The organism is Streptomyces sp. NPDC085481 (assembly GCF_044541845.1).
Lineage (GTDB): Bacteria > Actinomycetota > Actinomycetes > Streptomycetales > Streptomycetaceae > Streptomyces.
Genome location: NZ_JBITTJ010000005.1, coordinates 227,336 through 252,350 on the forward strand (window position 1 = coordinate 227,336; position 25,015 = coordinate 252,350).

The following is a 25,015-nucleotide window of genomic DNA, read 5'->3' on the forward strand; positions in this document are numbered from 1 at the left end:
CCCCCGACCAGGGCCCCGGCGCCCTCCAGCAGCTCCTGCCCTCCGACCCCTCCACCCTCGCCGGCTACCGCCTCCTCGGCCGGCTCGGCGCCGGCGGCATGGGCGTCGTCTACCTCGGCCGCACCGGCAACGGCGAGCTCGCCGCCGTCAAGGTCACCCACGCCGAGCAGGCCGACCAGGCCGACTTCCGGGCCCGCTTCCGCCGTGAGGTCGACGCCGCCCGCCGGGTCGTCAGCCCCTGGGCGGTGCCCGTCACCGGCGCCGACCCCGACGCCCCCGAGCCGTGGATGGCCACGGCGTTCGTGCCGGGGCCCTCCCTCGGCGAGGCCGTCCGCGCGCACGGCCCGCTGCCCGAGCGGAGCGTACGGATCCTCGGCGGCGCCGTCGCCCGCGCGCTGGCCGCCGTCCACACGGCCGGGCTCGTCCACCGCGACGTCAAGCCCGGCAACATCCTGCTCGCCGTCGACGGCCCCCGGCTCATCGACTTCGGCATCGCGCGCGTCGCCGACGAGACCGCGCTGACCTCCGTCGACATGGTCGTCGGCACCCCCGGCTTCCTCGCGCCCGAGCAGGCCGAGGCCCGCGCCGACCGGATCGGCCCGGCCTCCGACGTCTTCGCCCTCGGCTGCCTCCTCGCCTTCGCGGCCACCGGCCGCCCGCCCTTCGGCTCCGGCACCCTGGACGCCCTGCTGTACCGCACCGTCCACGACGAGCCCGACCTCGCCGGCGTACCGGAGCCGCTGCTCGACCTCGTACGGCAGTGCCTCGCCAAGGACCCGGCCGGGCGGCCCACCGCCGAGGAGATCGCCGCCCGGCTCACCGAGGACACCCCCGGCGTCGCCGCCGACTGGCTGCCCGCCCCCGTCGTCCGCACCATCGCCGAACGCTCGGCGCGCATGCTGGCGCTGCCCGACATCGACCCGACACAGCCCGGCACCGCGCCCGGGCCCCCGGCCGGTCCCGGGCGGCGGCGCATCCTGCTGCTCGGCGCCGGTGCCGCCGTCCTCGCCGCCGGCGGCGGGGCCGCCTGGGCGGGGCTGCGGGACGACGACGGCGGGGGCGACGGCAAGGGGCGGACGCCCGCGCCGACACCCCGCACCACCTGGGCCATCGGCGTCCTCGCCGACCTGTCCGGGCCCGCGGCCGAGATCGGCCGGGCGCAGGAGCGCGGGGCCCGGCTCGCCGTCGAGCAGTTCAACGCCAAGCACCGGGGCAAGCCGTTCACGCTCGAACTCAAGGTCTCGGACGACCGCGGCGACGTGAACCGGGTCGCCGAAGCGGCCCGCCGCCTCACCACCGACCCCGGCGTCGTCGCCGTCCTCGGCCCGACCTCGGACGACACCGGATACGCCGTACGCCCGGCCTTCGAGGAGGCCGGTCTGCCGCTGCTCACGGTCTCCGCCGGATACAACCTGCTCACCGCCCGCGACGAGGGCAGCTCCCCGAACAGCACCGTGCTGCGGGCCATCCCCAACCACCTGTACGCCGGCATGCACCTCGCCTACGCGCTCGGGCTCCTGGACGACGTCAAGCGCCCCGGCGTCCTCCAGGAACGCACCGACGACCCGTACAGCTGGCAGATCGTCCGCGGCGTCGGCTTCGGCCTGGGCCAGCAGGGCATCACCCCGCACTACCGGGTGGTCCCCGGCCGGGCCACCGACTACCGCAGGATCCTCGGCGAGATGATCGAGGCGGGCATGGACGCCTACGTCCACTGCGGGGTGCGCGAGACCGCCGTCCTCGCCGCCCGCGCCCTCACCCGGCTCGGCTTCACCGGGCCGCGGTTCACCGGCCAGCGCGTCTTCGGCTCGGCCTTCCTGAAGGACGCGGGCGCCGACGCGGAGGGCTGGTTCGTCTGCACGCCCGTCCTCGACCCGCTCACCCGCAAGGAGGCGGCAGCGTTCGTCGCCGCCCACCGCAAGCGGTACGGCGCTCCCCCCGCCTACTACACGGGAGAGTCGTACGACGTCACCACCATGGCCCTGGAGCAGCTCGTGAAGAACGCGGGAGCGAAGGGGGTGCCGCGCCGCGAGGGGCTCTGGGCGGCGCTGCAGAAGGGCAAGTACACCGGCGTCATGGGCGGTTACACCTTCGACGAGCACGGCGACCTCACGAACGGCGGCACCTTCGTCTACGCCGTGCAGAACGGCGCGTACAAGCTGATCGGCTCCGCGCCCGTCCTCCCGAAGAACGCGAAGAAGGCCTAGCCGATGCAGCCGCTGCACCGGAGCGACCCGTCGTCCATCGCCGGGTTCCGCCTCCTCGGGCGGCTCGGCGCCGGCGGCATGGGCGTGGTCTACCTCGCCCGTTCCGCCGGCGGGTCGCTCGCCGCCGTCAAACGCATCCGCGCCGAGCACGCCGCCGACCCCGGCTTCCGCGAGCGGTTCCGCCGCGAGGCGCGCACCGCCGAGCGGATCACCGGACGCTGGGTCGTCCGCGTCCTCGGCGCCGACCCGGAGGCCCGCGAGCCGTGGCTGGCCACCGAGTTCGTGCCCGGGCCCTCGCTCGCCGAGGCCGTCGGCCTGCACGGCGCCCTGCCCGAGGCGACCGTACGGGCACTCGGCGCCCGGCTCGCCGACGCCCTCGTGGACATGCACGCGGCCGGGCTCGTCCACCGCGACGTCAAGCCCGGCAACGTGCTCCTCGCCCTCGACGGGCCCCGGCTCATCGACTTCGGCATCGCGCGCAGCGCCGGGGCGACCGCGCTCACCGCCACCGACGCGATGATCGGCACCCCCGGCTTCCTCGCCCCCGAACAGGCCCGGGCCGCGGGCTCGGGCGAGGTCGGGCCGGCCGCCGACGTCTTCTCGCTCGGCTGCGTCCTCGCCTACGCCGTCACCGGCAGCCGCCCCTTCGGTACGGGCGGGGTGGCCGCGGTCGTCTACCGCACCGTCCACGAGGAGCCCGACCTCGACGGCGTACCGGGGCCCCTGCTCGACCTCGTACGGCGGTGTCTGGCCAAGGACGCCGCCGGCCGGCCCACCGCCGCCGAGGTGCGGGCCGCGCTCGGCGCGGCCGGGGGCCCGGCGGGCGACTGGCTGCCGCCCGGCCTGCCGTCCCTCATCGCCCAGCGCTCGGCCCGCGTCCTCGACCTGCCGGTGGCCGAGCCGACGCTGCTCGTCCCCGGGCAGAAGCCGCGCGGCACGCCACGGCGCCGGTTCCTGGTGCTCGGCTCCGCCGGGGCCGTGGCCGCGGCCGGCGGGCTGACCGCCTGGCTGCTGGGCCGCACCCCGGCGGGCACCGGGACCGGCACGGGCGCGGGTGGCCCGCTCGACACGTACACCCTCGGGCTCGTCACCGATCTGAGCGGCCCCGCCAAGGCCGACGGGCGCGCGCAGGAGCGCGGGGCGCGGCTCGCGGTCGAGCGCTTCAACGCCGACCGCGACCGCCCCTTCGACCTGGAGCTGCGGGTCGTGGACGACGGGGGCGACCCGAAGCGGGCCGGGGCGGCCGCCCGGACGATGGTCGGGACGGAGCGCCTGGTGGCCGTCCTCGGCCCCACCACGACCGATACGGCCGTCGCGGCGGGCGACCAACTCGTGGCGGGCAAGGTGCCGTTGGTGAGCGTCCAGGCCGCCGTCCCGAACGGCGTGATGAAGGGCCAGACCTTCAGCCGCACCTACTTCGAGCCGCGCCCCGTGCCCGACGTGATGGTCGTGCCCTTCGGCCGCTACCTCAGTGAGCACGGCGCCACCCGGACCGCCGTCGTCGAGGACCAGGCGGCCGGCGAGTACAGCTGGGTCGCCGTCAAGAACCTGAAGTCCGAACCCCCTTCCAAGGCGTCCGGAGGGGTGGCCACCTCGCACCCCGTCGCGGCGGACAGCGAGGACTTCGGCCCCGCCGTGCGCTCCGCCCTCGCCACCCGCCCGCACGGCGTGATGTACGTCGGGAAGTCGCCGCGCCGGGCGGCCCTGTGCGCGAAGGCCCTGCGCGAGCAGGGTTACGCCGGGCTGTGCGGCAGCGTCGAGTACGCCCTCCAGCCGGAGTTCCTGGCCGTCGCGGGACCGGCGGCCGAGGGCTGGTACTTCGGCAGCAGTTACGTCGACCCCGAGGCCCTGCCGGCCGCGAAGGCCTTCGTCGCCGCGTACCGGAAGCGCTGGGGACTGAGCGCGGCGACGCCGGTCGAGCGCTTCGCGACGGAGGCGTACGACGTCGTCGGCTGGCTGGCGGCGGGGCTGCGCACGACCCTCGGCAACAACGCCGAGTCCCTCCGCGTCGGCATCGCCCGTCACCTGGGCGGGAGCCCGTACCAGGGACTCGCCAAGCGGTACACCGCCGACGGGGCCAAGAACTCCAAAGCCGCCCTCGAAGGCCTCTTCCTCTGGCAGGTCCAGGGCGGAAGGCCGCGCTTCCTCGGCGAGTTCGACAAGGCGGCCATGAAGAAGACGTGAGGGGGCGGCCCGGTCGCTCACGAGCCGGGCCGCCCCCTCGGCGGTTCACACCGGGGCGCCGGTGGTGGGCTAACCCTGGGCTAACCCACCACCGTCCACGTGTCGTTCCCCGCCAGCAGCTGCGACAGGTCACCCTTCCCGTGCTGCTCCACGGCCGTCTCCAGCTGGTCCGCCATCAGCGTGTCGTACACCGGCCGCTCCACCGACCGGAACACCCCGATGGGCGTCTGGTGCAGCGTGTCGGGGTCGGCGAGCCGGGACAGCGCGAACGCGGTCGTGGGGGACGAGGTGTGGGCGTCGTGGACGAGGATCCGGTCCTCGTTCTCCGCCGTCACGGTGACGACCTTCAGGTCGCCGGTGGCCGGGTCGCGGACGACGCCCTTGTCGAGCTCGGCGCCGAAGCGGATCGGCTGCCCGTGCTCCAGGCGGATGACCGCCTCCTTGGCCTGGTCCTTGTCCTTGAGGACCTCGAAGGCGCCGTCGTTGAAGATGTTGCAGTTCTGGTAGATCTCCACCAGGGCGGTGCCGTTGTGGTCGGCGGCCTGGCGCAGCACCTCGGTGAGGTGCTTGCGGTCGGAGTCCACGGTCCTGGCCACGAAGGTGGCCTCCGCGCCGAGTGCCAGGGACACCGGGTTGAACGGGGCGTCCAGGGAGCCCATCGGGGTCGACTTGGTGATCTTGCCGAGCTCCGAGGTGGGGCTGTACTGGCCCTTGGTCAGGCCGTAGATCCGGTTGTTGAAGAGCAGGATCTTCAGGTTGACGTTGCGGCGCAGCGCATGGATGAGGTGGTTGCCGCCGATGGACAGCGCGTCGCCGTCACCCGTGACCACCCACACCGACAGGTCGCGGCGCGAGGTCGCGAGACCCGTGGCGATGGCCGGGGCACGGCCGTGGATGGAGTGCATCCCGTACGTGTTCATGTAGTACGGGAAGCGGGACGAGCAGCCGATGCCGGAGACGAAGACGATGTTCTCGCGCGCCAGGCCGAGCTCGGGCATGAAGCCCTGCACGGCGGCGAGGACCGCGTAGTCGCCGCAGCCGGGGCACCAGCGGACCTCCTGGTCCGACTTGAAGTCCTTCATCGACTGGGCGGCCTCGGCCTTGGGCACCAGGTGCAGGAGCGACTCACTCATCGATGGCCTCCTTCAGAGCGGCGGCGAGCTGCTCGGCCTTGAACGGCATGCCGTTGACCTGGTTGTGGCTGCGGGCGTCGACCAGGTACCTCGCCCGGATGAGGGTGGCGAGCTGGCCCAGGTTCATCTCGGGCACGACCACCTTCTCGTACCGCTTCAGGACGTCCCCGAGGTTCTTCGGGAAGGGGTTGAGGTGGCGCAGATGGGCCTGCGCGATGGGCTGCCCCGCCCCGCGCAGCCGGCGTACGGCGGCGGTGATCGGGCCGTACGTGGAGCCCCAGCCGAGGACCAGGGTCTTCGCGCCGTCCGGGTCGTCGACCTCGACGTCGGGGACCTCGATGCCGTCGATCTTGGCCTGCCGGGTGCGGACCATGAAGTCGTGGTTGGCGGGGTCGTAGCTGATGTTGCCGCTGCCGTCCTGCTTCTCGATGCCGCCGATGCGGTGCTCGAGGCCGGGGGTGCCGGGCACGGCCCAGGGGCGGGCGAGGGTGCGCGGGTCGCGCTTGTACGGCCAGAAGACCTCGGTCCCGTCGGCCTCGGTGTGGTTCGGGCCGCTCGCGAACTGCGTGCGCAGGTCGGGCAGGTCGTCGACGTCCGGGATGCGCCAGGGCTCGGAGCCGTTGGCGAGGTAGCCGTCGGAGAGCAGCAGGACCGGGGTGCGGTAGGTGAGCGCGATCCGGGCCGCCTCCAGCGCCGCGTCGAAGCAGTCGGCGGGCGTCTTCGGGGCGACGATCGGCACCGGGGCCTCGCCGTTGCGCCCGTACATGGCCTGGAGGAGGTCGGCCTGCTCGGTCTTGGTGGGCAGACCCGTGGACGGGCCGCCACGCTGGATGTCGACGATGAGCAGCGGCAGTTCGAGCGAGACGGCGAGGCCGATCGTCTCGGACTTGAGCGCCACGCCGGGGCCGGAGGTCGTGGTCACGGCCAGCGAGCCGCCGAAGGCGGCGCCGAGCGCGGCGCCGATGCCGGCGATCTCGTCCTCGGCCTGGAAGGTGCGCACGCCGAAGTTCTTGTGCCTGCTCAGCTCGTGCAGGATGTCCGAGGCCGGGGTGATCGGGTACGAGCCGAGGTAGAGCGGCAGGTCCGCCTGCCGGGAGGCGGCGACCAGGCCGTAGGAGAGGGCCAGGTTCCCGGAGATGTTGCGGTACGTGCCGGTGGGGAAGGCCTTGGTCGCGGGGGCGACCTCGTAGGAGACGGCGAAGTCCTCGGTGGTCTCGCCGAAGTTCCAGCCGGCCCGGAAGGCGGCCACGTTCGCCTCGGCGATCTGCGGCTTCTTCGCGAACTTCTGGCGCAGGAAGGTCTCGGTGCCCTCGGTGGGCCGGTGGTACATCCAGGACAGCAGCCCCAGCGCGAACATGTTCTTGGAGCGCTCGGCCTCCTTCCTGGACAGGCCGAACTCCTTCAGCGCCTCCACCGTGAGGGTGGTCAGCGGCACCGGGTGGACCCGGTAGCCGGACAGCGAGCCGTCCTCCAGGGGGGAGGTCTCGTAGCCGACCTTGGCCATGGCGCGCTTGGCGAACTCGTCGGTGTTGACGATGATCTCGCCGCCGCGCGGCACGTCCCCGATGTTGGCCTTCAGGGCGGCCGGGTTCATCGCGACGAGCACGTTCGGGGCGTCGCCCGGGGTCAGGATGTCGTGGTCGGCGAAATGCAGCTGGAACGACGAGACGCCCGGCAGCGTGCCTGCGGGGGCCCGGATCTCGGCGGGGAAGTTCGGCAGCGTGGAGAGGTCGTTCCCGAAGGACGCCGTCTCCGAGGTGAACCGGTCACCCGTGAGCTGCATGCCGTCACCGGAGTCTCCCGCGAAGCGGATGATCACCCGGTCGAGCCGGCGGACTTCCTTCGCGGAACCGTGTTCGGCCGTCGCCGGGGCGCTGCGCTGCTCCCCGACCAGGGCCTCACCGGCCTCGCTACTGACCTGGCTGGTCACTGAACTGGACCTCCCTCGCGGCAAGGGTCTCTCCGCCGAGGCGGGAGAAGGCTCGGGAGACGACCGGCTTCACCGGCCGTCCCGATGGCCACCCTACGTCCGTGAGGGAGGCCTTCCCGGGACTTCTCGCATCGTGGACCTCGTTTTGAGACGCCCATAACGCCCTTTTATTGTCAATTGTCGCTCTCTGTGAACCGTCGGGTCCACCGGAGGGTTGCGCTCCGCTCATTCTTGGTCACGAAGGGGCGTTTTCCCGCCGATCCCGCGGCCCGCGTCGTCTGACAGAGTGTCAGATTTCGGGGAATCCCTCCAGGAATCGAGACCGCAGGAATCGGGCCCTCGGGAATCGGGCCCCCAGGAAATCGGGCCCCAGGAATCGGGACTCTAGGATCGGAGATAGGTCAGCACGGCAAGCACCCGACGGTGATCCCCGTCGCTCGGCGAAAGCCCCAGCTTCAGGAAGATGTTGCTGATGTGCTTCTCCACCGCGCCGTCGCTCACCACCAGCTGCTTCGCGATGGCCGAATTCGTACGACCCTCCGCCATCAGCCCGAGCACCTCGCGCTCGCGCGGGGTCAGCGCCGCGAGCACGTCCTGCTTACGGCTCCGGCCGAGCAGCTGCGCCACCACCTCCGGGTCCAGTGCCGTACCGCCCCGCGCCACCCGGACCACCGCGTCCACGAACTCCCGGACCTCCGCGACCCGGTCCTTCAGCAGATAGCCGACACCCACGCTGGAACCGGCGAGCAGCTCGGTCGCGTACTGCTCCTCCACGTACTGCGACAGCACCAGCACCCCGATCCCCGGGTGCTCCTTGCGCAGCCGTACCGCCGCCCGCACGCCCTCGTCCGTGTGCGTCGGGGGCATCCGTACGTCCGCCACGACCACGTCCGGCAGGGCCCCCTCGCCCGCGAGGTCGGACACGGTCTTCACCAGCGCCTCGCCGTCACCCACCCCGGCCACCACCTCGTGCCCCAGATCGGTGAGGAGACGGGTCAGACCCTCACGGAGCAGCACCGAATCCTCGGCGATGACCACCCGTACCGCATCCGTGCCCTTGTCCGGCCCCATGTCCGCCACGGCCCCTGCCTTTCTGCTCACGCTGAGCGCTCCCCAGCCTCGCAAGCATCGCAGGAGAAGGGACGCGGGAGGGGGCGCGGGGGTTCAACTCGGCCAGGGGGCCAGGGAAAAGAGGTGACCGGTGACGGGGAGACCGGTGACCGGGGAAGCAGGGGACTACGCCCGCCAGGGCAGCTCCGCCGTGACCGTCGTCGGTCCGCCCGCCGGGGAGTCGACCGCGAGCACCCCGTCGACCGCGTCGAGCCGCTCCATGAGCCCCGCGAGCCCCCGGCCCGCCGCCGGCCCCGCGCCGCCCGTGCCGTCGTCGCGCACCTGGAGCATCAGCCGGTCGTCCGTGCGCCACACGTCCACCCAGGCCTGCCGTGCCTTCGCGTGCTTGGAGACGTTCTGCAGCAGCTCGGACACGGTGAAGTACGCGATGCCCTCGATCGCCGCGGCCGGGCGGGCCGACAGCTCCACCTCCACCTTCACCGGCACCGTGCAGCGGGCCGCGACCGCCGACAGGGCGGCGTCGAGGCCGCGGTCGGTGAGGACCGCCGGGTGGATGCCGCGGGCCAGGTCGCGCAGCTCCTGGAGGGCCAGCTTCACCTCGCCGTGCGCCTCGTCGACCATCGCCGCGGCCGCCAGCGGGTCGTCCAGCAGCTTCTCCTTCGCCAGGCCCAGGTCCATCGCGAGCGAGACGAGCCGGGCCTGGGCCCCGTCGTGCAGGTCGCGCTCGATGCGGCGCAGGTCGGCGGCCGCGGTGTCCACCACCACGCCCCGGTCCGACTCCAGCTCCGACACGCGGGAGGCCAGCCGGGACGGGCCGAGCAGCCCCGACACCATCACCCGGTCCACCGCGACCAGGCCCCGCAGGACCCACGGGCCGACCAGGACGAGGACCAGGCCCACCGCCGACGTGAGGGCGATCTCGAAGCCCGAGTTCAGGTAGAGGGCGTGTGTCTCGTCGCCGTACAGCTGGAGCCCCGCCTGGCCCGCGTACATCGGGAAGACCCACTGCCACAGCGGATACGTGAACAGGCTCCAGCCCCACGCCCACAGCGCCACCGACACGCTGAACGTGAAGATCGCCCACGGCATGTGCAGCAGCGCGTACAGCAGGTGCCGCCACGAGGCCCCGCTCTTCAGCATCGCCCCCATCCACGACATCGCCCCGCCCGTCCGTCCCCGCACCGGCTCCGGCGCCCGCACGTCCAGGCCGAGCAGCGTGCGCGCCCGGGCCCGCTCCACCGCGCCGAAGCCCCGGCACAGGGCGAGGGCCCCGGCGAGCAGCGGGATGCCGAGGAAGGTGATCAGCAGTCCGGCGCCGGCCGAGAAGAGCGCGATCGCGAGGCCGAAGTAGAGGACGCTCAGCGGCAGCCCGATCAGGACGTAGCCGAGCGCGCGCCAGGTGCGCCCTTCGAAGGGGGCGCGGACGGCGGCGGGGAGGGATGCCATGGGGAATCCGTTTCTCGTGGGGTCGTCCCCTTCACTCTCCCGGGAGGGAGAGGGCGGGACCATGGAGCAGGTGGCCGGGTGCGGAGGGGGGTTTTCCCTACCCGGCGCCGCCCTGCGTACGGCTCCGCCAGGGCAGCTCCGCCGTCACCACCGTCGGACCGCCCTCCGGCGAGTCCACGACGAACGCCCCGTCGACCGCCCCCAGCCGCTCCGCCAGCCCCGCCATCCCCGTACCGCGGTCCAGGCGCGCGCCGCCCGTGCCGTCGTCGCGGACCTGGAGCATCAGCCGGTCCTTCGTCCGCCACACCTCCACCGCCGCGGAACGGGCCCCGGAGTGCTTGGAGACGTTCTGCAGCAGCTCGGAGACGGTGAAGTACGCGATGCCCTCGATCGCCGCGGCCGGACGCTCGTCCAGATCGACCGAGACCTTCACCGGCACCGTGCAGCGGGCCGCGACCGCGGACAGGGCGGCGTCGAGGCCGCGGTCGGTGAGGACTGCCGGGTGGATGCCGCGGGCCAGGTCGCGCAGCTCCTGGAGGGCGAGCTTCACCTCGCCGTGCGCCTCGTCGACCATCGCCGCGGCGGCCTCCGGATCGGCGAGCAGCTTCTCCTTCGCCAGACCGAGCCCCATCGCGAGGGCGACGAGCCGGGCCTGGGCCCCGTCGTGCAGGTCGCGCTCGATGCGGCGCAGGTCGGCGGCCGCGGTGTCCACCACGACCCCGCGGTCCGACTCCAGCTCGGCGATCCGCCGCTCCAGCTCGTCGGAGGGCGAGAGCAGCCCGCGCACCATGGCCCGGTCGGCGTTGGCGAGCCCGCGCGCCACGAACGGCAGCACCGGCCACAGAACCAGCAGCGACACCAGGGTCACCGTGAACGTCACGATGCCCCAGGGCAGCCGGATGAAGCCGTACAGATGGCTGCGCCAGGCCACCGGGTCCTTCAGCTGCGCCCACAGCCACGGGAAGAAGCCGTGCCGCCGCGGCAGCGGGCTCGGCTCGTCCACGTGCACACCGAGCAGCGCCCTGGCCCGCGCCCGCTCCGCCCGCCCCATGCCCCGCGCCCCGGCGAGCCCGAGCGCGAGCAGCGGAAGCCCGATCACCGTGACCGCCAGGCCCACGCCCAGCGCGACGGTCACGACGGTGTAGACGAAACCGGCCAGTGCGCAGGGCAGATCGGCGAGGAGGTGCGCGACCTCCTTCCAGGTGTGCCGGCCGTAGGCGAAGCGTGCGGGCGGCGGCGGGGTGTCGGTGTGGTCGCTCATGGGGTCAAGGCTGCCGGTTACGGGCCGGGACACGCCATGGGGGAGGTCGGTGAAGGGGAGGGGGGATAACCCCACCGGGAACCCCACCCGCGACTGCTTACGCTCCCTTTAGCAGGGCCTAGACTCGCGTGCGTAAAGGAATGAGACACCGAGACCGAGGGGCGGACGTGCGGGAACCGACCGTTGTCGCGGCGGACCACGCGACGGACCAGGCGACGGGCTACGCCGGCCAGGCGGGCCAGGCGGGCCACGCGATGGGCCACGCCGCGGACTACTTCCAGACGTACTCCGTCGTCGGACTGCTCGCCGTCCTCGGCGTGCTCTTCGTCGCGGTCGCCTTCGGCGCGGGCCGGCTGCTGCGCCCCGTCGTGCCGACCCCCGAGAAGCTGCTCACCTACGAATGCGGCGTCGACCCGGTGGGGGAGGGCTGGGCCCACACCCAGGTCCGCTACTACGTCTACGCCTTCCTCTACGTCATCTTCGCCGTCGACTCGATCTTCCTCTTCCCCTGGGCGACGGTCTTCGCCGCGCCCGGCTACGGGGCGACGACGCTGGTCGAGATGTTCGTCTTCCTCGGCTTCCTGGCCGTGGGACTGCTCTACGCGTACAAGAAGGGCGTCCTGACATGGACGTGACCCCGCTCCCCACCCCGAAGCTGGGCCCGCTGGCCCGGCTGGCCCCCGAGCCGATGAAGGTGGTCCTGAACTGGGGCCGCCGCTACAGCCTGTGGGTCTTCAACTTCGGCCTGGCCTGCTGCGCGATCGAGTTCATCGCCGCGTCGATGGCCCGGCACGACTTCATCCGGCTCGGCGTGATCCCGTTCGCGCCGGGCCCGCGCCAGGCGGACCTGATGATCGTCTCCGGCACGGTGACGGACAAGATGGCCCCGGCCGTGAAGCGTCTGTACGAGCAGATGCCCGAGCCGAAGTACGTCATCTCCTTCGGCGCGTGCTCGAACTGCGGCGGGCCGTACTGGGACTCGTACTCGGTGACGAAGGGTGTCGACCAGATCATCCCCGTCGACGTCTACGTCCCCGGCTGCCCGCCCCGCCCGGAGGCCCTCCTCCAGGGCATCCTCAAACTCCAGGAGAAGATCGCGCGGGAGAGCCTGGGCGAGCGGTACGGCGCCGGCGCGTCGGTCGGGCAGCTCACCAGCGGTCTGGTGCAGCCCCCGAAGCCGGGAGGCACGGCATGACGGCGAACGCGTACGACACCCTGCCCGACGCCGTCCAGGACGTCTTCGGCGAGGAGGCGACGGCGGAGCGGGCGTACGACCTGCTGACCGTCGACGTCCCGACGGCCTCGTGGATCGCGGCGCTGGAGATCGCCCGGGACAAGCTGGGCTGCACGTACTTCGACTGGCTGAGCGCGGTGGACGAGCCGGGCACGGGCTTCCGGATCTGCGCGCACGTGGCGTCGCTCGGCCGGGGCCACGTGCGCCGGCTCCTCCTGCGTACGACGGTCCCGCACGCCGCCCCCTCCCTCCCGTCCGCGGTGGCGGTGTACGCGGGAGCGGCGTGGCACGAGCGCGAGACGTACGAGATGTTCGGCGTGACCTTCACGGACCACCCGCACCTGGTCCACCTCCTCCTTCCGGAGACCTTCGAGGGCCACCCCCTCCGCAAGGACTTCGTCCTGGCCGCCCGCGTGGCGAAGTCCTGGCCGGGCGCCAAGGAGCCGGGCGAGTCCCACGACCCCAACGCCCCCAAGCGCCGCCAGATGCTCCCCCCGGGCGTCCCGGACCCCAACGAATGGGGCCCCCTGAAGGGCCAGCTCCCCCCGGCCCCCGCCCGCCCCACCCGCGCGGCAGCCGGTGCCGACCGCCCGCCCCGCCGCACCCGCACGGCAGCGGAGGGCTCGGCGACCCAGCCCCCGGCGACCCAGCCCCCGGCAGCCGACGCCCCGGCGACCCGGCCTCCCACGGAGCGCCGTGCCCGCACGGCGGCCGCGGGCTCGGCGAGCCAGCGCCCTCAGGCGCCCGCGGCGCCCGGGGCCGAGCCGGGTGCGCAGGCCACCCCGGCGCCCGCCCCCGACGCGGCCGCGCCCCCCGCCGGCCCGCGCCGAAGCCGCAGCGCGAGCGCGGGCTCGGCGAGCCAGCGCGCGGAGGCGGACACCGGCACCGACGCCGTCGCCGCCCGGGAGCAGCCCGCGGCACCGCCTCGTACGCGCAGCTCGGACGCCCCGTGGCACCACGCCCGCCCGGCGTTCGACGAGCAGCAGTCGGCCGAGGCAGGGGCCGGGGCCGAGGCAGGCGACGGGGCCGATGCCGGGCCCGGGGCCGAGGACCAGGAGCCGAAGGCCCCGCCCACCGGACCCGAGCCCGCCAAGGGCGACGCCGAAGCCCCGCCCGCCAAGGGTGACGCCGACGCCGACCCCGACCCCAACTCGCCCCCCACCGACCCCACCGACCCCGCCGGAGGCGATCCCGCGTGAACGACGTACTCGACGTCGCCCTCCGGCTGATCGTCGTCTTCGCCGTGTTCCTCGTGCTGCCGCTCGTCGTCGGGCAGACCGAGCACAAGGTGATGGCCCACATGCAGGGCCGCCTGGGGCCCATGTACGCCGGTGGGTTCCACGGGTGGGCGCAGCTCGTCGCCGACGGCGTGAAGTTCGCGCAGAAGGAGGACGTCGTACCGGCCAACGCCGACCGGCGGGTCTTCCAGCTCGCGCCGGCCGTCGCCCTCCTGCCGTATCTGCTCGTGCTCGTGGCGATCCCCATCGGGCCGAGCGAGGGCGCCGTCGGGCAGATCGTCGACGCCGGCATCTTCTTCGTGCTCGCCGTGATGGGAGTCGGCGTGCTCGGCAGCCTGATGGCCGGCTGGGCGTCGGCCAACAAGTTCTCGCTGCTCGGCGGCCTCCGTACCGCCGCGCAGCTGCTCGCGTACGAGCTGCCGATGCTGCTCGCCGCCGCCTCCGTCGCGATGGCGGCCGGCACCGTCTCCCTGCCCGGCATCCTGAACGCCTTCGAGTGGTGGTGGGTGCCCTGGCAGATCACCGGCGCGCTCGTGTTCTTCACCGCCGGGCTCGCCGAGCTCCAGCGGCCCCCGTTCGACATGCCCGTCGCCGACTCGGAGATCATCTTCGGCGCGTACACCGAGTACACCGGTCTCCGTTTCGCGTTGTTCCTGCTCGCCGAGTACGCCGGCATCGTCGTCCTGTGCGGCCTCACCACCGTCCTCTTCCTCGGCGGCTGGCACGGCCCCGGCGGCGCCGACGGCCTCGGCTGGGTCTGGACCCTGCTCAAGACCGCCGTCCTGGCCTTCGTCGTGATCTGGCTGCGCGTGAGCTACCCCCGGCTCCGCGAGGACCAGCTGCAGAAGCTGGCCTGGACGGCCCTCGTCCCGCTCGCCCTCGCGCAGATCGCGCTCACCGGCATCGTGAAGGTGGCGATCAGCTGATGTCCCCGATCCCCGGCTCCGGCCTCGCCAAGGGCCTCGCCGTCACCCTGCGGACGATGACCCGCAAGTCCGTCACCGCGCAGTACCCGGACGCCCAGCCCGAACTGCCGCCCCGCACCCGCGGGGTCATCGGGCTGTTCGAGGAGAACTGCACGGTCTGCATGCTGTGCGCCCGCGAGTGCCCCGACTGGTGCATCTACATCGACTCCCACAAGGAGACGGTCCCGGCGGCCGCGCCCGGCGGCCGCGAGCGCAGCCGCAACGTCCTCGACCGCTTCGCGATCGACTTCTCCCTCTGCATGTACTGCGGTATCTGCATCGAGGTGTGCCCGTTCGACGCGCTGTTCTGGTCGCCCGAGTTCGAGTACGCGGAGACCGACATCCACGAGCTGACCCACGAGCGCGACAAGCTCCGCGAGTGGATGTGGACCGTCCCCGAGCCGCCCGCGCTCGACCCGCGCGCCGAGGAGCCGAAGGAGTACGCCGCGGCCCGCAAGGCGGCGGAAAAGGCGGCCGCCCAGGCCGCCGCGGAGCAGGCGACTGCGGAACAGGCCGCCGCCGAGCAGTCCGCCACGACCCCCGAGGAGGGCCAGCAGTGACCCTCGCCGTCCCCGCCCTCGCCGTCCCCGCGCACGGCTTCCTCTCGCCCACCGGCGTCGAGATCGCCTTCCTCCTCGTCGGCCTCGTCACCCTCGGCGCCGCCCTCGTCACCGTCACCACCCGGCAGCTCGTGCACGCCGCCCTCTGGCTGGTCGTGGCGCTCGGCGGCCTCGCCGTCGAGTACCTGCTGCTCACCGCCGAGTTCATCGCCTGGGTCCAGGTGCTGATCTACGTCGGTTCCGTCGTCGTCCTCCTCCTCTTCGGCCTCATGCTCACCAAGGCCCCCATCGGCCGCTCCCCGGACTCCGACTCCGGCAACCGCCCGGTCGCCCTCGCCGTCGCGCTCGCCGCCGCGGCCGCCCTGGTGTGGGTGGTCCTGGACGCGTTCCGTACGACGTGGATCGAGCTCGACGGGCCCGCCCAGGGCTCCACGGCGGTGTCCGGCGAGATCCTCTTCCGGCACTGGGTGCTGCCCTTCGAGGCGCTGTCCGTGCTGCTGCTCGCCGCCCTGGTCGGCGCGATCGTCCTTTCCCGCAAGAAGGCCACGGAGGACACGGACTGATGCACCTCGCGTACCCGGCCGTCCTCGCCGCCCTCCTCTTCTCCGTCGGCCTGTACGGCGTCCTCGCCCGCCGCAACGCGATCCTGGTCCTGATGTCCGTCGAGCTCATGCTCAACGCCGTCAACCTCAACCTGGTCGCCTTCGACGTCTGGCTCCGCGACACCCTGCACGCGGGTCAGGCCCTCACCCTCTTCACCATCGCCATCGCCGCCGCGGAGATCGGCATCGGTCTCGCCATCGTCCTGATGGTCTACCGCAACCGCGGCACCTCCGACGTCGACCGCCTCCGCGACACGGCGGAGGCCGCCGAAGCCCCGACGTCAGACGCCCCGACGTCCGCCGACGAGAAGGCCGAGGCCACCGCGTGACCACCACGACCCTCGCCGTCCTCGTCCCCGTCCTCCCCTTCCTCGGCTCGGTCGCCGGCCTGCTCCTCGGCCGCACCGCCCCCGGCTTCGTCCGCCCCCTCGCGGTCCTGCCGACCTTCGTCGCGGCGGTCCTCGCCGCGGTCGTGGCCGGCCGGCAGGGCGGCGGGAAGGCCATCGACGCCGCCACCGAGCTCACCCCCACCGGCTCGGTCCCGATCGACCTGGCCCTGCACATCGACGGCTTCGCCGCTCTCGTCGCCGTCCTGGTCGGCGTCGTCGCCACCTGCGTGCAGATCTACTCGACCGGCTACCTGCGCCACGACCCGCGCTACCCCTCGTACGCCGCGCTCGTCTCCCTCTTCACCGCCGCGATGCTGCTCGTCGTCTACTCCGGCGACCTGATGGTGCTCCTGGTCGGCTGGGAGATCATGGGCATCTGCTCGTACTTCCTCGTCGGGCACTACTGGGAGACCCCCGAGGCCCGCTCCGCCTCCCTCAAGGCCTTCCTCGTCACCAAGCTCGGCGACGTGCCCTTCCTGATCGGCCTGTTCGCGCTCGCCGCCGACGCCGGCACCTTCCGGATCACCGGCGTCCTCGGCGCGGTCGCGAGCGGCGGCCTCGACCACCCCACCCTGGTCGCGCTGCTGCTCCTCGCGGGCGTGGCGGGCAAGTCGGCGCAGTTCCCGCTGCACACCTGGCTGCCCGACGCGATGGCCGGCCCCACCCCCGTCTCCGCGCTCATCCACGCGGCCACGATGGTCGCCGCCGGCATCTACTTCGTCGCACGGCTGCTGCCCGTCTTCGCCTCCTCCGCCGCCGCGCTGATCGTGCTCGCCGTGATGGCCGCCCTCACGATGGTCGGCTCGGCGCTCGCCGCGCTCGCGCAGGACGACATCAAACGGGTCCTCGCCTACTCGACGATCGGCCAGCTCGGCTACATGTCGGGCGCCCTCGCCGTCGGCGACCGCGGGGCCGCCGTCTTCCACCTCCTGTCGCACGGCGCCTTCAAGGCGCTGCTGTTCCTCGCCGCCGGCGCCGTCATCCACGCCGCCGGCACCAACTCGCTCTCGGCCATGTCCCGGATGAGCGGACTGACCCAGCGCATCCCGGACGCCTACTGGACGATGACCATCGGCCTGCTCGCGCTCGCCGCGATCCCGCCGTTCGCCGGCTTCTTCTCCAAGGAGGCCGTCCTCGTCGCCGCCGAGCACACCGCCACCGGCGAGATGACCGTCGCCCCCGCCGGGGCCGGCTGGATCGTCCTGGTCGCCGGGCTGCTCACGGCGCTGCTGACCGCCGCGTACGCGATGCGGCTGTGGCTCCTCGCCTTCCGCGGCCGCGGCGAAGAGGCGCCCGATCACGGCCGCCAGCCCCTCGCCATGACCACCGTCCTGTGGGTGCTCGCCGTGCCCTCCCTCGGCTTCGGCCTCACCGCGGCGTACCTCGACGACTGGTTCGACGGCCACCCGCTGACCCCGACCGTCACCACGGCCGTCCTCGGCACCGGCCTCGCCGTCGTCGGCGCGGCCGTCACCTACGCCGTACGGCGCAGCCTCGCCGCGCGCACCGCGCCGCTGCCGGCCCCGACCGTCGCCCACCCGGACGCCGAGGCCGGCCAGGTCGAGGCGGAGGCCCTGGACCTGCCGCACCCCGCGGTGGACCCGGCCGACCCCGGCCGGGCCCTGCTCGGCCCGCTGCACCGCCCGGCGGCCGACGGCTTCCACCTGGACGCCGTCTACCGGACCGCCTTCGTCCGCCCCGTGCTCGCCGCCGCCTCCCTGGTCCGCTTCCTGGACCGCGAGGTCGTCGACACCTACGTACGCGGCGCGGGCGACAGCGCCAAGGGCCTCGGCTGGCTCGTCCGCCGCGCCCAGACCGGCAACGTGCAGACCTACCTCAGCGCCCTGCTCGCCGGCTCCGTCGTCCTGGCGATCGTCGCCGTCGTTCTCGCCAACGTCGCCGCCGGAGCGTGAGCCGTGATCGATATCAGCGAATCCGTGATGCAGTTCCTTCTCGCGTTGATCGTCGCCGGCCCGCTCGTCGGAGCCGCCGCGGCCCTCCTGCCGGCCCCGCCCGGACTCAAGGGGACCTCACCCGACCAGGCCGTGCTCCGCCACGGCGTCACCGTCACCGGTGTGATCCTGCTGGCCGCGATCGTCCTCGCGCTCGGCTTCGACCACGACCACCCCTCGACGATGCAGGCCACGACCGACATCAGCTGGATCAGGGCACTGGACGTGCGCATCCACCTCGGTGTCGACGGCATCTCCCTCCCCCTCCTGGTCCTGACCGCGCTCCTGACCTTCCTCTGCGCGTTCTACAGCTACTTCAAGATGCCGAGCGGGCCTTCCCCCAAGGCCTTCGTCGCCCTGCTCCTCGTCCTCGAGTCCGGCACCCTGGCGACCTTCGCCGTCCTCGACCTCGTCCTGTTCTTCCTGGCCTTCGAGATGGTCCTCATCCCGATGTACTTCCTCATCGCCCGCTGGGGCGGCGAGGGCAGGCAGGCCGCCGCCTGGAAGTTCATCCTCTACACGCTGCTCGGCTCCGTCGTCATGCTGCTCGGCCTGCTCCTCGTCGGAGTGAAGGCCGGCACGTTCGACATGGTGGCACTCGCCACCGACAACGGCCGGGGACTGACCACGTCCGTGCAGGTCATCGCCGTTCTCGCGATCGGGCTCGGGCTCGCCGTGAAGACCCCGATGTGGCCGCTGCACAGCTGGCTCCCGGACGCCCACACCGCCGCCCCGACCGTCGGCTCGGTCCTCCTCGCCGGCGTCCTGCTGAAGATGGGCACGTACGGGTTCGTGCGCATCGTGCTGCCGATCGCCCCTGACGGCATGCGCACGTTCGCGCCGTACCTCGCCGCCTTCGCCGTCGCCGGCATCATCTACGGATCCCTCGCCTGCCTGGCCCTGGTCAGGTCGGGCAACAAGGGCGACCTCAAGCGCCTGATCGCGTACTCCTCCGTCGGCCACATGGGCTTCGTGCTCCTCGGCATCGCCACCATGACCCCCACCGGGGTCAACGGCGCCCTCTTCGCCAACATCGCCCACGGCCTCATCACCGGCCTGCTCTTCTTCCTCGTCGGAGCCGTCAAGGACCGCTACGGCACCGCCGACCTCGACACCCTCGCCGGGGCCACCGGCGCCGCCCTCTACGGCCGCGCCCCCCGCCTCGGCGCACTGCTCGCGTTCGCCGCCGTCGCCTCGCTCGGCCTGCCGGGACTCGCCGGGTTCTGGGGCGAGATGCTCGCCCTGTTCGGCGCCTTCGACCCGGCCGCCGGACTCAGCCGCCCCGCCTTCCTCACCTTCATGGCGATCGGCGCCTTCGGCACCCTCCTGACCGCCGCCTACCTCCTGCTCGTCGTCCGCCGCGTCTGCATGGGCGGCCCCCGCCCCGCGGGCGAGGCCGCGATCGCCGACGTCCAGGGGTACGAGGTCGCCGCCTGGACCCCGCTCGTCGCCCTCACCGTCCTCGCCGGACTCTGGCCCGCGGCCCTTCTCGGGCTCACCGACCCGGCCGTCCAGCAGCTCCTCGCCGGAGGGACCCCGTGACCGCCATGGCCGCCGCCCCCACCCTCGTCCAGTCCGTCGACTGGCTCACGATCGCGCCGCCCACCCTCACCGCGGTGGTCGCCCTCGTGATCCTCGTCGCCGACCTCTTCGTCCCCCAGGAGCGAAAGCAGCTCCTCGGCTGGACCGCGATCGGCGGCCTGGTCGCCGCGCTCGTGCTGCTCGTCCCGCTGCGCGCGGGCGACCGCTCGACCTTCTGCCTCACCCCTGACACCCAGGTCCGGGCCTGCAGCTACACCGCCGACCAGTTCACCCTGGTCATCCAGTTCCTGGTGCTCGGTGGCGCGCTCCTCACCGCGCTGCTCTCGCTCGCCGACACCCGCGAGAAGCTGCCCGCGGGCGAGTACTGGTTCCTGCTGCTGTCCTCCGCCGCCGGCGCCGCCCTGCTGCCCGCCTCCCGCGACCTCGCGACCCTCGTCGTCGCCCTGGAGGTGGCCTCACTGCCCGCGTTCGCGCTCGTCGGCCTCAAGCGCGGCGACCGGATGTCCAGCGAGTCCGCGCTCAAGTTCTTCCTCTCCTCCGTCACCGCGACCGCCGTGACCCTGCTCGGCGTCAGCTTCGTCTACGCGGCGACCGGCACCCTGCACCTCACCGAGGTCGCCCAGCGGCTCGGCGACGTGCCGGGCCAGCTGCAGACCCTCGCCCAGACGGGCGTCGTGCTCACCCTCGTCGGCTTCGCCTTCAAGACGGCCGCCGTCCCCTTCCACTTCTGGGTGCCCGACACCTACGTGGGCGCCCCGGTGCCCGTCGCCGCCTACCTCTCCGTGGTCGGCAAGGCGGTCGGCTTCACCGGCCTCATCCTGGTGACCGTCGTCGCCTTCCCCACCTACGCCGACGTGTGGGGCCCGGCGCTCGCCGTGCTCGCCGCGCTCACCATGACCGTCGGCAACGTGGCGGCCCTGCGCCAGGTCGCCACCCGCCGGTGGAGCGCGGTACGGCTGCTCGCCTGGTCGTCCGTCGCCCAGGCCGGCTACCTCCTGGTGCCGATCGCCTCCGCCGCGTACTCCGGCAACGACCAGATCGGCGCGACCGTCGCGTACGCCCTGATGTACGCCGTCGTGAACCTCGGCGCCTTCGCGGTCGTCGCCCTGGTCGGCCGTTCCCACCCCGAGAACCGGATCTCCGACTACCGAGGCCTCTACGCGCAGAGCCCGGCCACCGCCCTCGTCCTGGGCTTCTTCCTGCTGAATCTGGCCGGACTGCCCCCGGGTATCATCGGCCTCTTCGCCAAGGTGACCGTCTTCTCGTCGGCCGTCGACGCGGGCCTCGGCTGGCTCGCCGTGATCATGGGCGTCAACGTCGTGATCGCCCTCTACTACTACCTGCGGTGGACGGCGCTGCTCTTCCGGGCGCCCGAGACCGCGCCGGAGACCGAGGGTGTGACCGAGGGCGAGCCGCGTCCCGTACGCGCCGGGGCCCCCACCCCGATCACCCTGGCCATCGCGCTGACCGCCGTCGCGGGCGTCGTGCTGTCGGGCTACCCGCAGTTCGCCCTCCGCTTCGCGGCGAAGGGCCTCTTCTAACCCCCCCCCACAAAAGAAACGTCAAGGAGCGGAACGCCGTGCTGAACGGTTTCAAGGACTTCATACTTCGCGGGAACGTCGTCTCCATGGCCATCGGCCTGGCCGTCGGCTCGGCGTTCACGGCCGTCGTGACCGGCTTCAGCAAGGCCTTCATCACCCCGCTCATCGGTCTCGCCACCGGCTCGGTGGGCGACTTCAGCGAGGCGCAGTTCACCGTGGGCAAGACCGTCTTCCCCTACGGTCTGGCGATCGCCGCCGCCATAGCGTTCGTCATCACGGCCGCCGTCCTCTACTTCATGATCGTCGTCCCCATGACGAAGATCCAGGAGAAGTTCGCCCGGGAGGAGGCGGCCGACCCGAAGTCCGAGAAGCGTGACTGCCCCCGCTGCTTCACCGAGATCCCGGCCATCGCCACCCGTTGCGGACACTGCACCAGCGAGGTCGAGCCCGTTCCCGACGCCCTGGCGAAGGCCGGCCTGGACAAGCTCGCCGTCCCGACGCCCCGCTAGGGCCGCTCGCCCCGCTAGGGCCGCTCGCCCCGCTGGGCCTGTCGCCCTCGCCGGGGCCCGTCCGCCCTCGCCGGGGCCCGTCCGGCCCCGGTCACCCGTACGGCCCACACGGCACCCCTCGTGAGCCGGGGAACCCGAGCTTCCCGCCTGGCGTTGACCAGGAGGGGAGGGTCCACTGGACGGTGGACCCCCACAGAGCAAAGGGTTCCCCTGCCGCACCACTTGGAGGGCGTACCGTGCACCGCCGGCACAACGGGCTGAGGACCGCCGTACTCCTCGGAGGGCTCTCCGCCCTCATCATCGTCATCGGCAGTTTCTTCGGACGTACGGGTCTGATCGTCGCGCTCGTCGTGGCGCTCGGCACCAACGCGTACGCCTACTGGAACAGCGACAAGCTGGCGCTCCGCGCCATGCGCGCCCGCCCGGTGAGCGAGTTCGAGGCCCCCGCCCTGTACCGGATGGTCCGCGAGCTCTCCACCCAGGCCCGCCAGCCCATGCCGCGGCTCTACATCTCACCCACCCAGGCGCCCAACGCCTTCGCCACCGGCCGCAACCCGCGCAACGCCGCCGTCTGCTGCACCGAGGGCATCCTGCAGATCCTCGACGAGCGCGAGCTGCGCGGCGTCATCGGCCACGAGCTGAGCCACGTCTACAACCGGGACATCCTCATCTCCTCGGTCGCCGGAGCCCTTGCCTCCGTGATCCTCTTCCTGGTGAACTTCGCCTGGCTGATCCCGATCGGCCGCTCCGACGACGACGACGGCCCCGGCCTGCTCGGCATGCTGCTGATCATGATTCTGGGCCCCATCGCCGCCTCGGTCATCCAGCTCGCCATCTCCCGCTCCCGCGAGTACGAGGCGGACGCCTCGGGCGCCCAGCTCACCGGCGACCCGCTCGCCCTCGCCGGCGCCCTGCGCAAGCTGGAGGCGGGCACCAAGCAACTGCCCCTGCCCCCCGAGCCGAGGATCGAGACCGCGAGCCACATGATGATCGCGAACCCGTTCCGCCCGGGACAGGGCCTCTCGAAGATGTTCTCCACCCACCCGCCAATGGCCGAGCGCATCGCCCGGCTCGAACAGATGGCAGGTCACCGCCCGTGAAGACAATCCTCAACGTCATCTGGCTGGTCCTGTGCGGATTCTGGATGTTCCTCGGCTACATCGCCGCCGGCGTCCTGCTCTGCATCACGATCATCGGCATCCCCTTCGGACTGGCCGCCTTCCGTATCGGCCTCTACGCCCTGTGGCCCTTCGGCCACACGGTCGTCGACCGCCCCGACGCCGGTGCCCCCTCCTGCATCGGCAACGTGCTGTGGCTGATCCTCGCCGGCTGGTGGCTGGCGCTCGGCCACATCACCACCGGCATCGTGCTCTGCATCACGATCATCGGCATCCCCCTCGGCCTCGCGAACTTCAAGATGATCCCGATCTCGCTGCTGCCCCTGGGCAAGGAGATCGTCCGCACGGACGAGGCGTACGGCGGGTACGGCTACCAGCCCCGCTAGGGGGTGTGGCGCCAATGCGGGACCCGAGGTACGCGCCGCTCCCCGGCAGCCACGCCGTCGCTCAGGCGGTCGTCGAGGGTAGCGCCCCCTTGCGCACGCGCCCGCCCGGCACCCTCCACGTCCGGACCCCCGGCGCCCTCACCTGGTTTTTCACCGCCGGGGGCGTGCGGGTCGTCCTCGACTGACCGCGTAGGCGACCAGGCCGACGGCCAGCACCCCCACCCCCGCGAGGACCGACGCCGGCGGCAGCGCGAACGCCAGCGCCCCGCAGCCGACGAGCCCGAGCACGGCCAGTGGCCGCTCCCGGCTGCCCAGCGTCCACGCGGAGGCGTTGGCGATGGCGTAGTAGACCAGCACCCCGAACGACGAGAAGCCGATCGCGCCCCGCACATCGGCCGTCGCCGCCACCAGGGCCACCACCGCGCCCACCGCGAGCTCCGCGTGGTGCGGCACCCGGGAGCGCGGGTGCACGGCCGCCAGCAGGGCCGGCAGATACCCGTCCCTGGCCATGGCGAGGGCCGTACGGGACACGCCGAGGATCAGCGACAGCAGCGAGCCGAGCGCCGCGACCGCCGCGCCCACGGTGACGACCGGCACCAGCCACCCGGCGTCCGCGGCCCGCGCCGCGTCCGCGAGCGGGGCGCCGGAGGCGGCGAGCGCGCCCGGCCCCAGGACGGCGAGCACGCACACGGCGACGGCCGCGTACACGGCGAGCGCGACGCCGAGGGCGATCGGCACCGCCCGTGGAATGGTGCGCGCCGGGTCGCGGACCTCCTCGCCGAGCGTCGCGATCCGCGCGTACCCCGCGAAGGCGAAGAAGAGCAGCCCCGCCGCCTGCAGCACCCCACCCGCCGTCGCGTCCCCGCCCAGCGCGAGCCGGGACGCCTCGCCGGCTCCGGCGGAGGCCGCGACGACGGCCGCGAGCACGGCCAGGACGACGGCCACGATCACCCGCGTCAGCAGGGCCGACTTCTCGATGCCCGCGTAGTTCACCAGGGTCAGTGCGACCACCGCGCCGACGGCCACCGCATGGGCGTGTTCCGGCCATGCGTACGCGCCGACCGTCAGCGCCATCGCCGCGCATGATGCCGTCTTGCCGACGACGAAGGCCCAGCCCGCCAGATACCCCCAGAACGAGCCGAGCCGCTCACGCCCGTACACATAGGTGCCGCCCGAGGCGGGATAGCGGGCCGCCAGACGGGCCGACGCCATGGCGTTGCAGTACGCGACCACGGCGGCCACGCCGAGCGCGGGAAGCAGCCCCGAGCCGGCCGCGCCGGCCGCCGGGCCGAGGGCGGCGAAGATCCCCGCACCGACCATCGAGCCGAGCCCGATGACGACGGCGTCGAACACCCCGAGCGAGCGGCGCAGTTCCTGTGTCATGCGCCGCACCCTAGGGGGTCGCGGGGGATCGGCAACCGTGGGGGGACCGGCAACCGCGGGGGAGCGGCGGGCGTCCTTCAGGGCATGAGCATCATCAGCTGGATAGTTCTCGGACTGCTTGCCGGCGTCATCGCCAAGATCCTGCTGCCCGGCCGTGATCCGGGCGGCCTGATCGGCACGACGGTCATCGGCGTCGTCGGCGCGTTCCTCGGTGGCTGGCTCTCCGCCCGCTTCCTGGACCGCCCCGTCACCACCGGCTTCTACGACGGGGCGACCTGGCTGTCGGCGATCGGCGGCTCTCTGGTGCTGTTGATCGTCTACCGCATCTTTTTCGGCCACTCGCGCGAACGCTGAGCCGACCGCC

General features: G+C 72.9%; 22 protein-coding genes. 16 read left to right on the forward strand and 6 right to left on the reverse strand.

The features are described from left to right. The first annotated feature begins 35 nt into the window (after nt 1-35). Nucleotides 36-2,207: a bifunctional serine/threonine-protein kinase/ABC transporter substrate-binding protein gene (locus tag ACIGEZ_RS13965; protein WP_399830604.1), complete on the forward strand. Its 2,172-nt coding sequence runs from the start codon at nt 36-38 to the stop codon at nt 2,205-2,207. A 3-nt stretch (nt 2,208-2,210) separates the two neighbouring features. Continuing rightward, nucleotides 2,211-4,391 (forward strand): bifunctional serine/threonine-protein kinase/ABC transporter substrate-binding protein, encoded by a 2,181-nt coding sequence (locus tag ACIGEZ_RS13970; protein WP_399830199.1) that lies wholly within the window; start codon nt 2,211-2,213, stop codon nt 4,389-4,391. An 80-nt stretch (nt 4,392-4,471) separates the two neighbouring features. Here the strand turns inward: ACIGEZ_RS13970 and ACIGEZ_RS13975 are convergent, their stop codons facing one another. From ACIGEZ_RS13975 to ACIGEZ_RS13995, 5 genes are all read right to left on the reverse strand, one after another. Next, the gene (locus ACIGEZ_RS13975) at nt 4,472-5,524 is read right to left on the reverse strand and encodes a 2-oxoacid:ferredoxin oxidoreductase subunit beta (protein ID WP_399830201.1); all 1,053 of its coding nucleotides are present in this window, start codon (nt 5,522-5,524) and stop codon (nt 4,472-4,474) included. Continuing rightward, nucleotides 5,517-7,454, reverse strand: a complete 1,938-nt coding sequence (locus tag ACIGEZ_RS13980; protein ID WP_399830203.1) for a 2-oxoacid:acceptor oxidoreductase subunit alpha — start codon at nt 7,452-7,454, stop codon at nt 5,517-5,519. The genes ACIGEZ_RS13975 and ACIGEZ_RS13980 overlap by 8 nt, the downstream gene beginning before the upstream one ends. Nucleotides 7,455-7,838: 384 nt before the next feature. Next, entirely contained in the window at nt 7,839-8,525 is a 687-nt protein-coding gene (locus tag ACIGEZ_RS13985; RefSeq protein WP_399830607.1) for a LuxR C-terminal-related transcriptional regulator, read from the reverse strand. A 165-nt stretch (nt 8,526-8,690) separates the two neighbouring features. Beyond that, nucleotides 8,691-9,971, reverse strand: coding sequence for a sensor histidine kinase (locus ACIGEZ_RS13990; protein WP_399830205.1), 1,281 nt, complete (start codon nt 9,969-9,971; stop codon nt 8,691-8,693). A gap of 97 nt (nt 9,972-10,068) precedes the next feature. Continuing rightward, on the reverse strand, nt 10,069-11,232 hold the full coding sequence (locus ACIGEZ_RS13995) for a sensor histidine kinase (RefSeq protein ID WP_399830208.1): 1,164 nt from the start codon (nt 11,230-11,232) through the stop codon (nt 10,069-10,071). Nucleotides 11,233-11,372: 140 nt separating this feature from the next. Between ACIGEZ_RS13995 and ACIGEZ_RS14000 the strand changes: the two genes are divergently transcribed. The 13 genes from ACIGEZ_RS14000 (at nt 11,373) to ACIGEZ_RS14060 (ending at nt 23,268) form a co-directional block, all read left to right on the forward strand. Beyond that, nucleotides 11,373-11,867: an NADH-quinone oxidoreductase subunit A gene (locus ACIGEZ_RS14000; protein WP_399830211.1), complete on the forward strand. Its 495-nt coding sequence runs from the start codon at nt 11,373-11,375 to the stop codon at nt 11,865-11,867. After that, a complete protein-coding gene (locus tag ACIGEZ_RS14005; RefSeq protein WP_399830213.1) occupies nt 11,858-12,427 on the forward strand; it encodes an NADH-quinone oxidoreductase subunit B in 570 nt (189 codons plus the stop codon). The genes ACIGEZ_RS14000 and ACIGEZ_RS14005 overlap by 10 nt, the downstream gene beginning before the upstream one ends. Next, nucleotides 12,424-13,665: an NADH-quinone oxidoreductase subunit C gene (locus tag ACIGEZ_RS14010; RefSeq protein WP_399830214.1), complete on the forward strand. Its 1,242-nt coding sequence runs from the start codon at nt 12,424-12,426 to the stop codon at nt 13,663-13,665. Before ACIGEZ_RS14005 ends, ACIGEZ_RS14010 begins: the two co-directional genes overlap by 4 nt. Continuing rightward, the gene (locus ACIGEZ_RS14015) at nt 13,662-14,630 is read left to right on the forward strand and encodes an NADH-quinone oxidoreductase subunit H (RefSeq protein ID WP_399830216.1); all 969 of its coding nucleotides are present in this window, start codon (nt 13,662-13,664) and stop codon (nt 14,628-14,630) included. Before ACIGEZ_RS14010 ends, ACIGEZ_RS14015 begins: the two co-directional genes overlap by 4 nt. Beyond that, nucleotides 14,630-15,229: a NuoI/complex I 23 kDa subunit family protein gene (locus ACIGEZ_RS14020; protein ID WP_399830218.1), complete on the forward strand. Its 600-nt coding sequence runs from the start codon at nt 14,630-14,632 to the stop codon at nt 15,227-15,229. Before ACIGEZ_RS14015 ends, ACIGEZ_RS14020 begins: the two co-directional genes overlap by 1 nt. Beyond that, on the forward strand, nt 15,226-15,792 hold the full coding sequence (locus ACIGEZ_RS14025; RefSeq protein ID WP_399830220.1) for an NADH-quinone oxidoreductase subunit J: 567 nt from the start codon (nt 15,226-15,228) through the stop codon (nt 15,790-15,792). Before ACIGEZ_RS14020 ends, ACIGEZ_RS14025 begins: the two co-directional genes overlap by 4 nt. Further along, entirely contained in the window at nt 15,792-16,160 is a 369-nt protein-coding gene (gene nuoK / locus ACIGEZ_RS14030) for an NADH-quinone oxidoreductase subunit NuoK (protein ID WP_399830223.1), read from the forward strand. Before ACIGEZ_RS14025 ends, nuoK begins: the two co-directional genes overlap by 1 nt. Further along, nucleotides 16,157-18,133, forward strand: coding sequence for an NADH-quinone oxidoreductase subunit L (locus tag ACIGEZ_RS14035; protein WP_399830225.1), 1,977 nt, complete (start codon nt 16,157-16,159; stop codon nt 18,131-18,133). Before nuoK ends, ACIGEZ_RS14035 begins: the two co-directional genes overlap by 4 nt. Before the next feature lie 27 nt (nt 18,134-18,160). Next, on the forward strand, nt 18,161-19,714 hold the full coding sequence (locus ACIGEZ_RS14040; protein ID WP_399830610.1) for a NuoM family protein: 1,554 nt from the start codon (nt 18,161-18,163) through the stop codon (nt 19,712-19,714). A gap of 5 nt (nt 19,715-19,719) precedes the next feature. Beyond that, the gene (locus ACIGEZ_RS14045) at nt 19,720-21,255 is read left to right on the forward strand and encodes an NADH-quinone oxidoreductase subunit N (protein ID WP_399830612.1); all 1,536 of its coding nucleotides are present in this window, start codon (nt 19,720-19,722) and stop codon (nt 21,253-21,255) included. Between the two features lie 38 nt (nt 21,256-21,293). After that, complete coding sequence (gene mscL / locus ACIGEZ_RS14050) at nt 21,294-21,764, forward strand: large conductance mechanosensitive channel protein MscL (RefSeq protein WP_399830228.1); 471 nt, start codon at nt 21,294-21,296, stop codon at nt 21,762-21,764. Nucleotides 21,765-22,000: 236 nt separating this feature from the next. Continuing rightward, entirely contained in the window at nt 22,001-22,864 is an 864-nt protein-coding gene (gene htpX / locus ACIGEZ_RS14055; protein ID WP_399830231.1) for a zinc metalloprotease HtpX, read from the forward strand. Beyond that, nucleotides 22,861-23,268, forward strand: a complete 408-nt coding sequence (locus ACIGEZ_RS14060) for a YccF domain-containing protein (RefSeq protein ID WP_399830234.1) — start codon at nt 22,861-22,863, stop codon at nt 23,266-23,268. The genes htpX and ACIGEZ_RS14060 overlap by 4 nt, the downstream gene beginning before the upstream one ends. A 150-nt stretch (nt 23,269-23,418) precedes the next feature. Here the strand turns inward: ACIGEZ_RS14060 and ACIGEZ_RS14065 are convergent, their stop codons facing one another. Beyond that, nucleotides 23,419-24,651, reverse strand: a complete 1,233-nt coding sequence (locus tag ACIGEZ_RS14065) for an APC family permease (RefSeq protein WP_399830236.1) — start codon at nt 24,649-24,651, stop codon at nt 23,419-23,421. A gap of 84 nt (nt 24,652-24,735) precedes the next feature. On the opposite strand from ACIGEZ_RS14065, the gene ACIGEZ_RS14070 reads away from it, so the two are divergent. Next, nucleotides 24,736-25,005: a GlsB/YeaQ/YmgE family stress response membrane protein gene (locus ACIGEZ_RS14070; protein ID WP_399830238.1), complete on the forward strand. Its 270-nt coding sequence runs from the start codon at nt 24,736-24,738 to the stop codon at nt 25,003-25,005. The last annotated feature ends 10 nt before the right edge of the window (nt 25,006-25,015 follow it).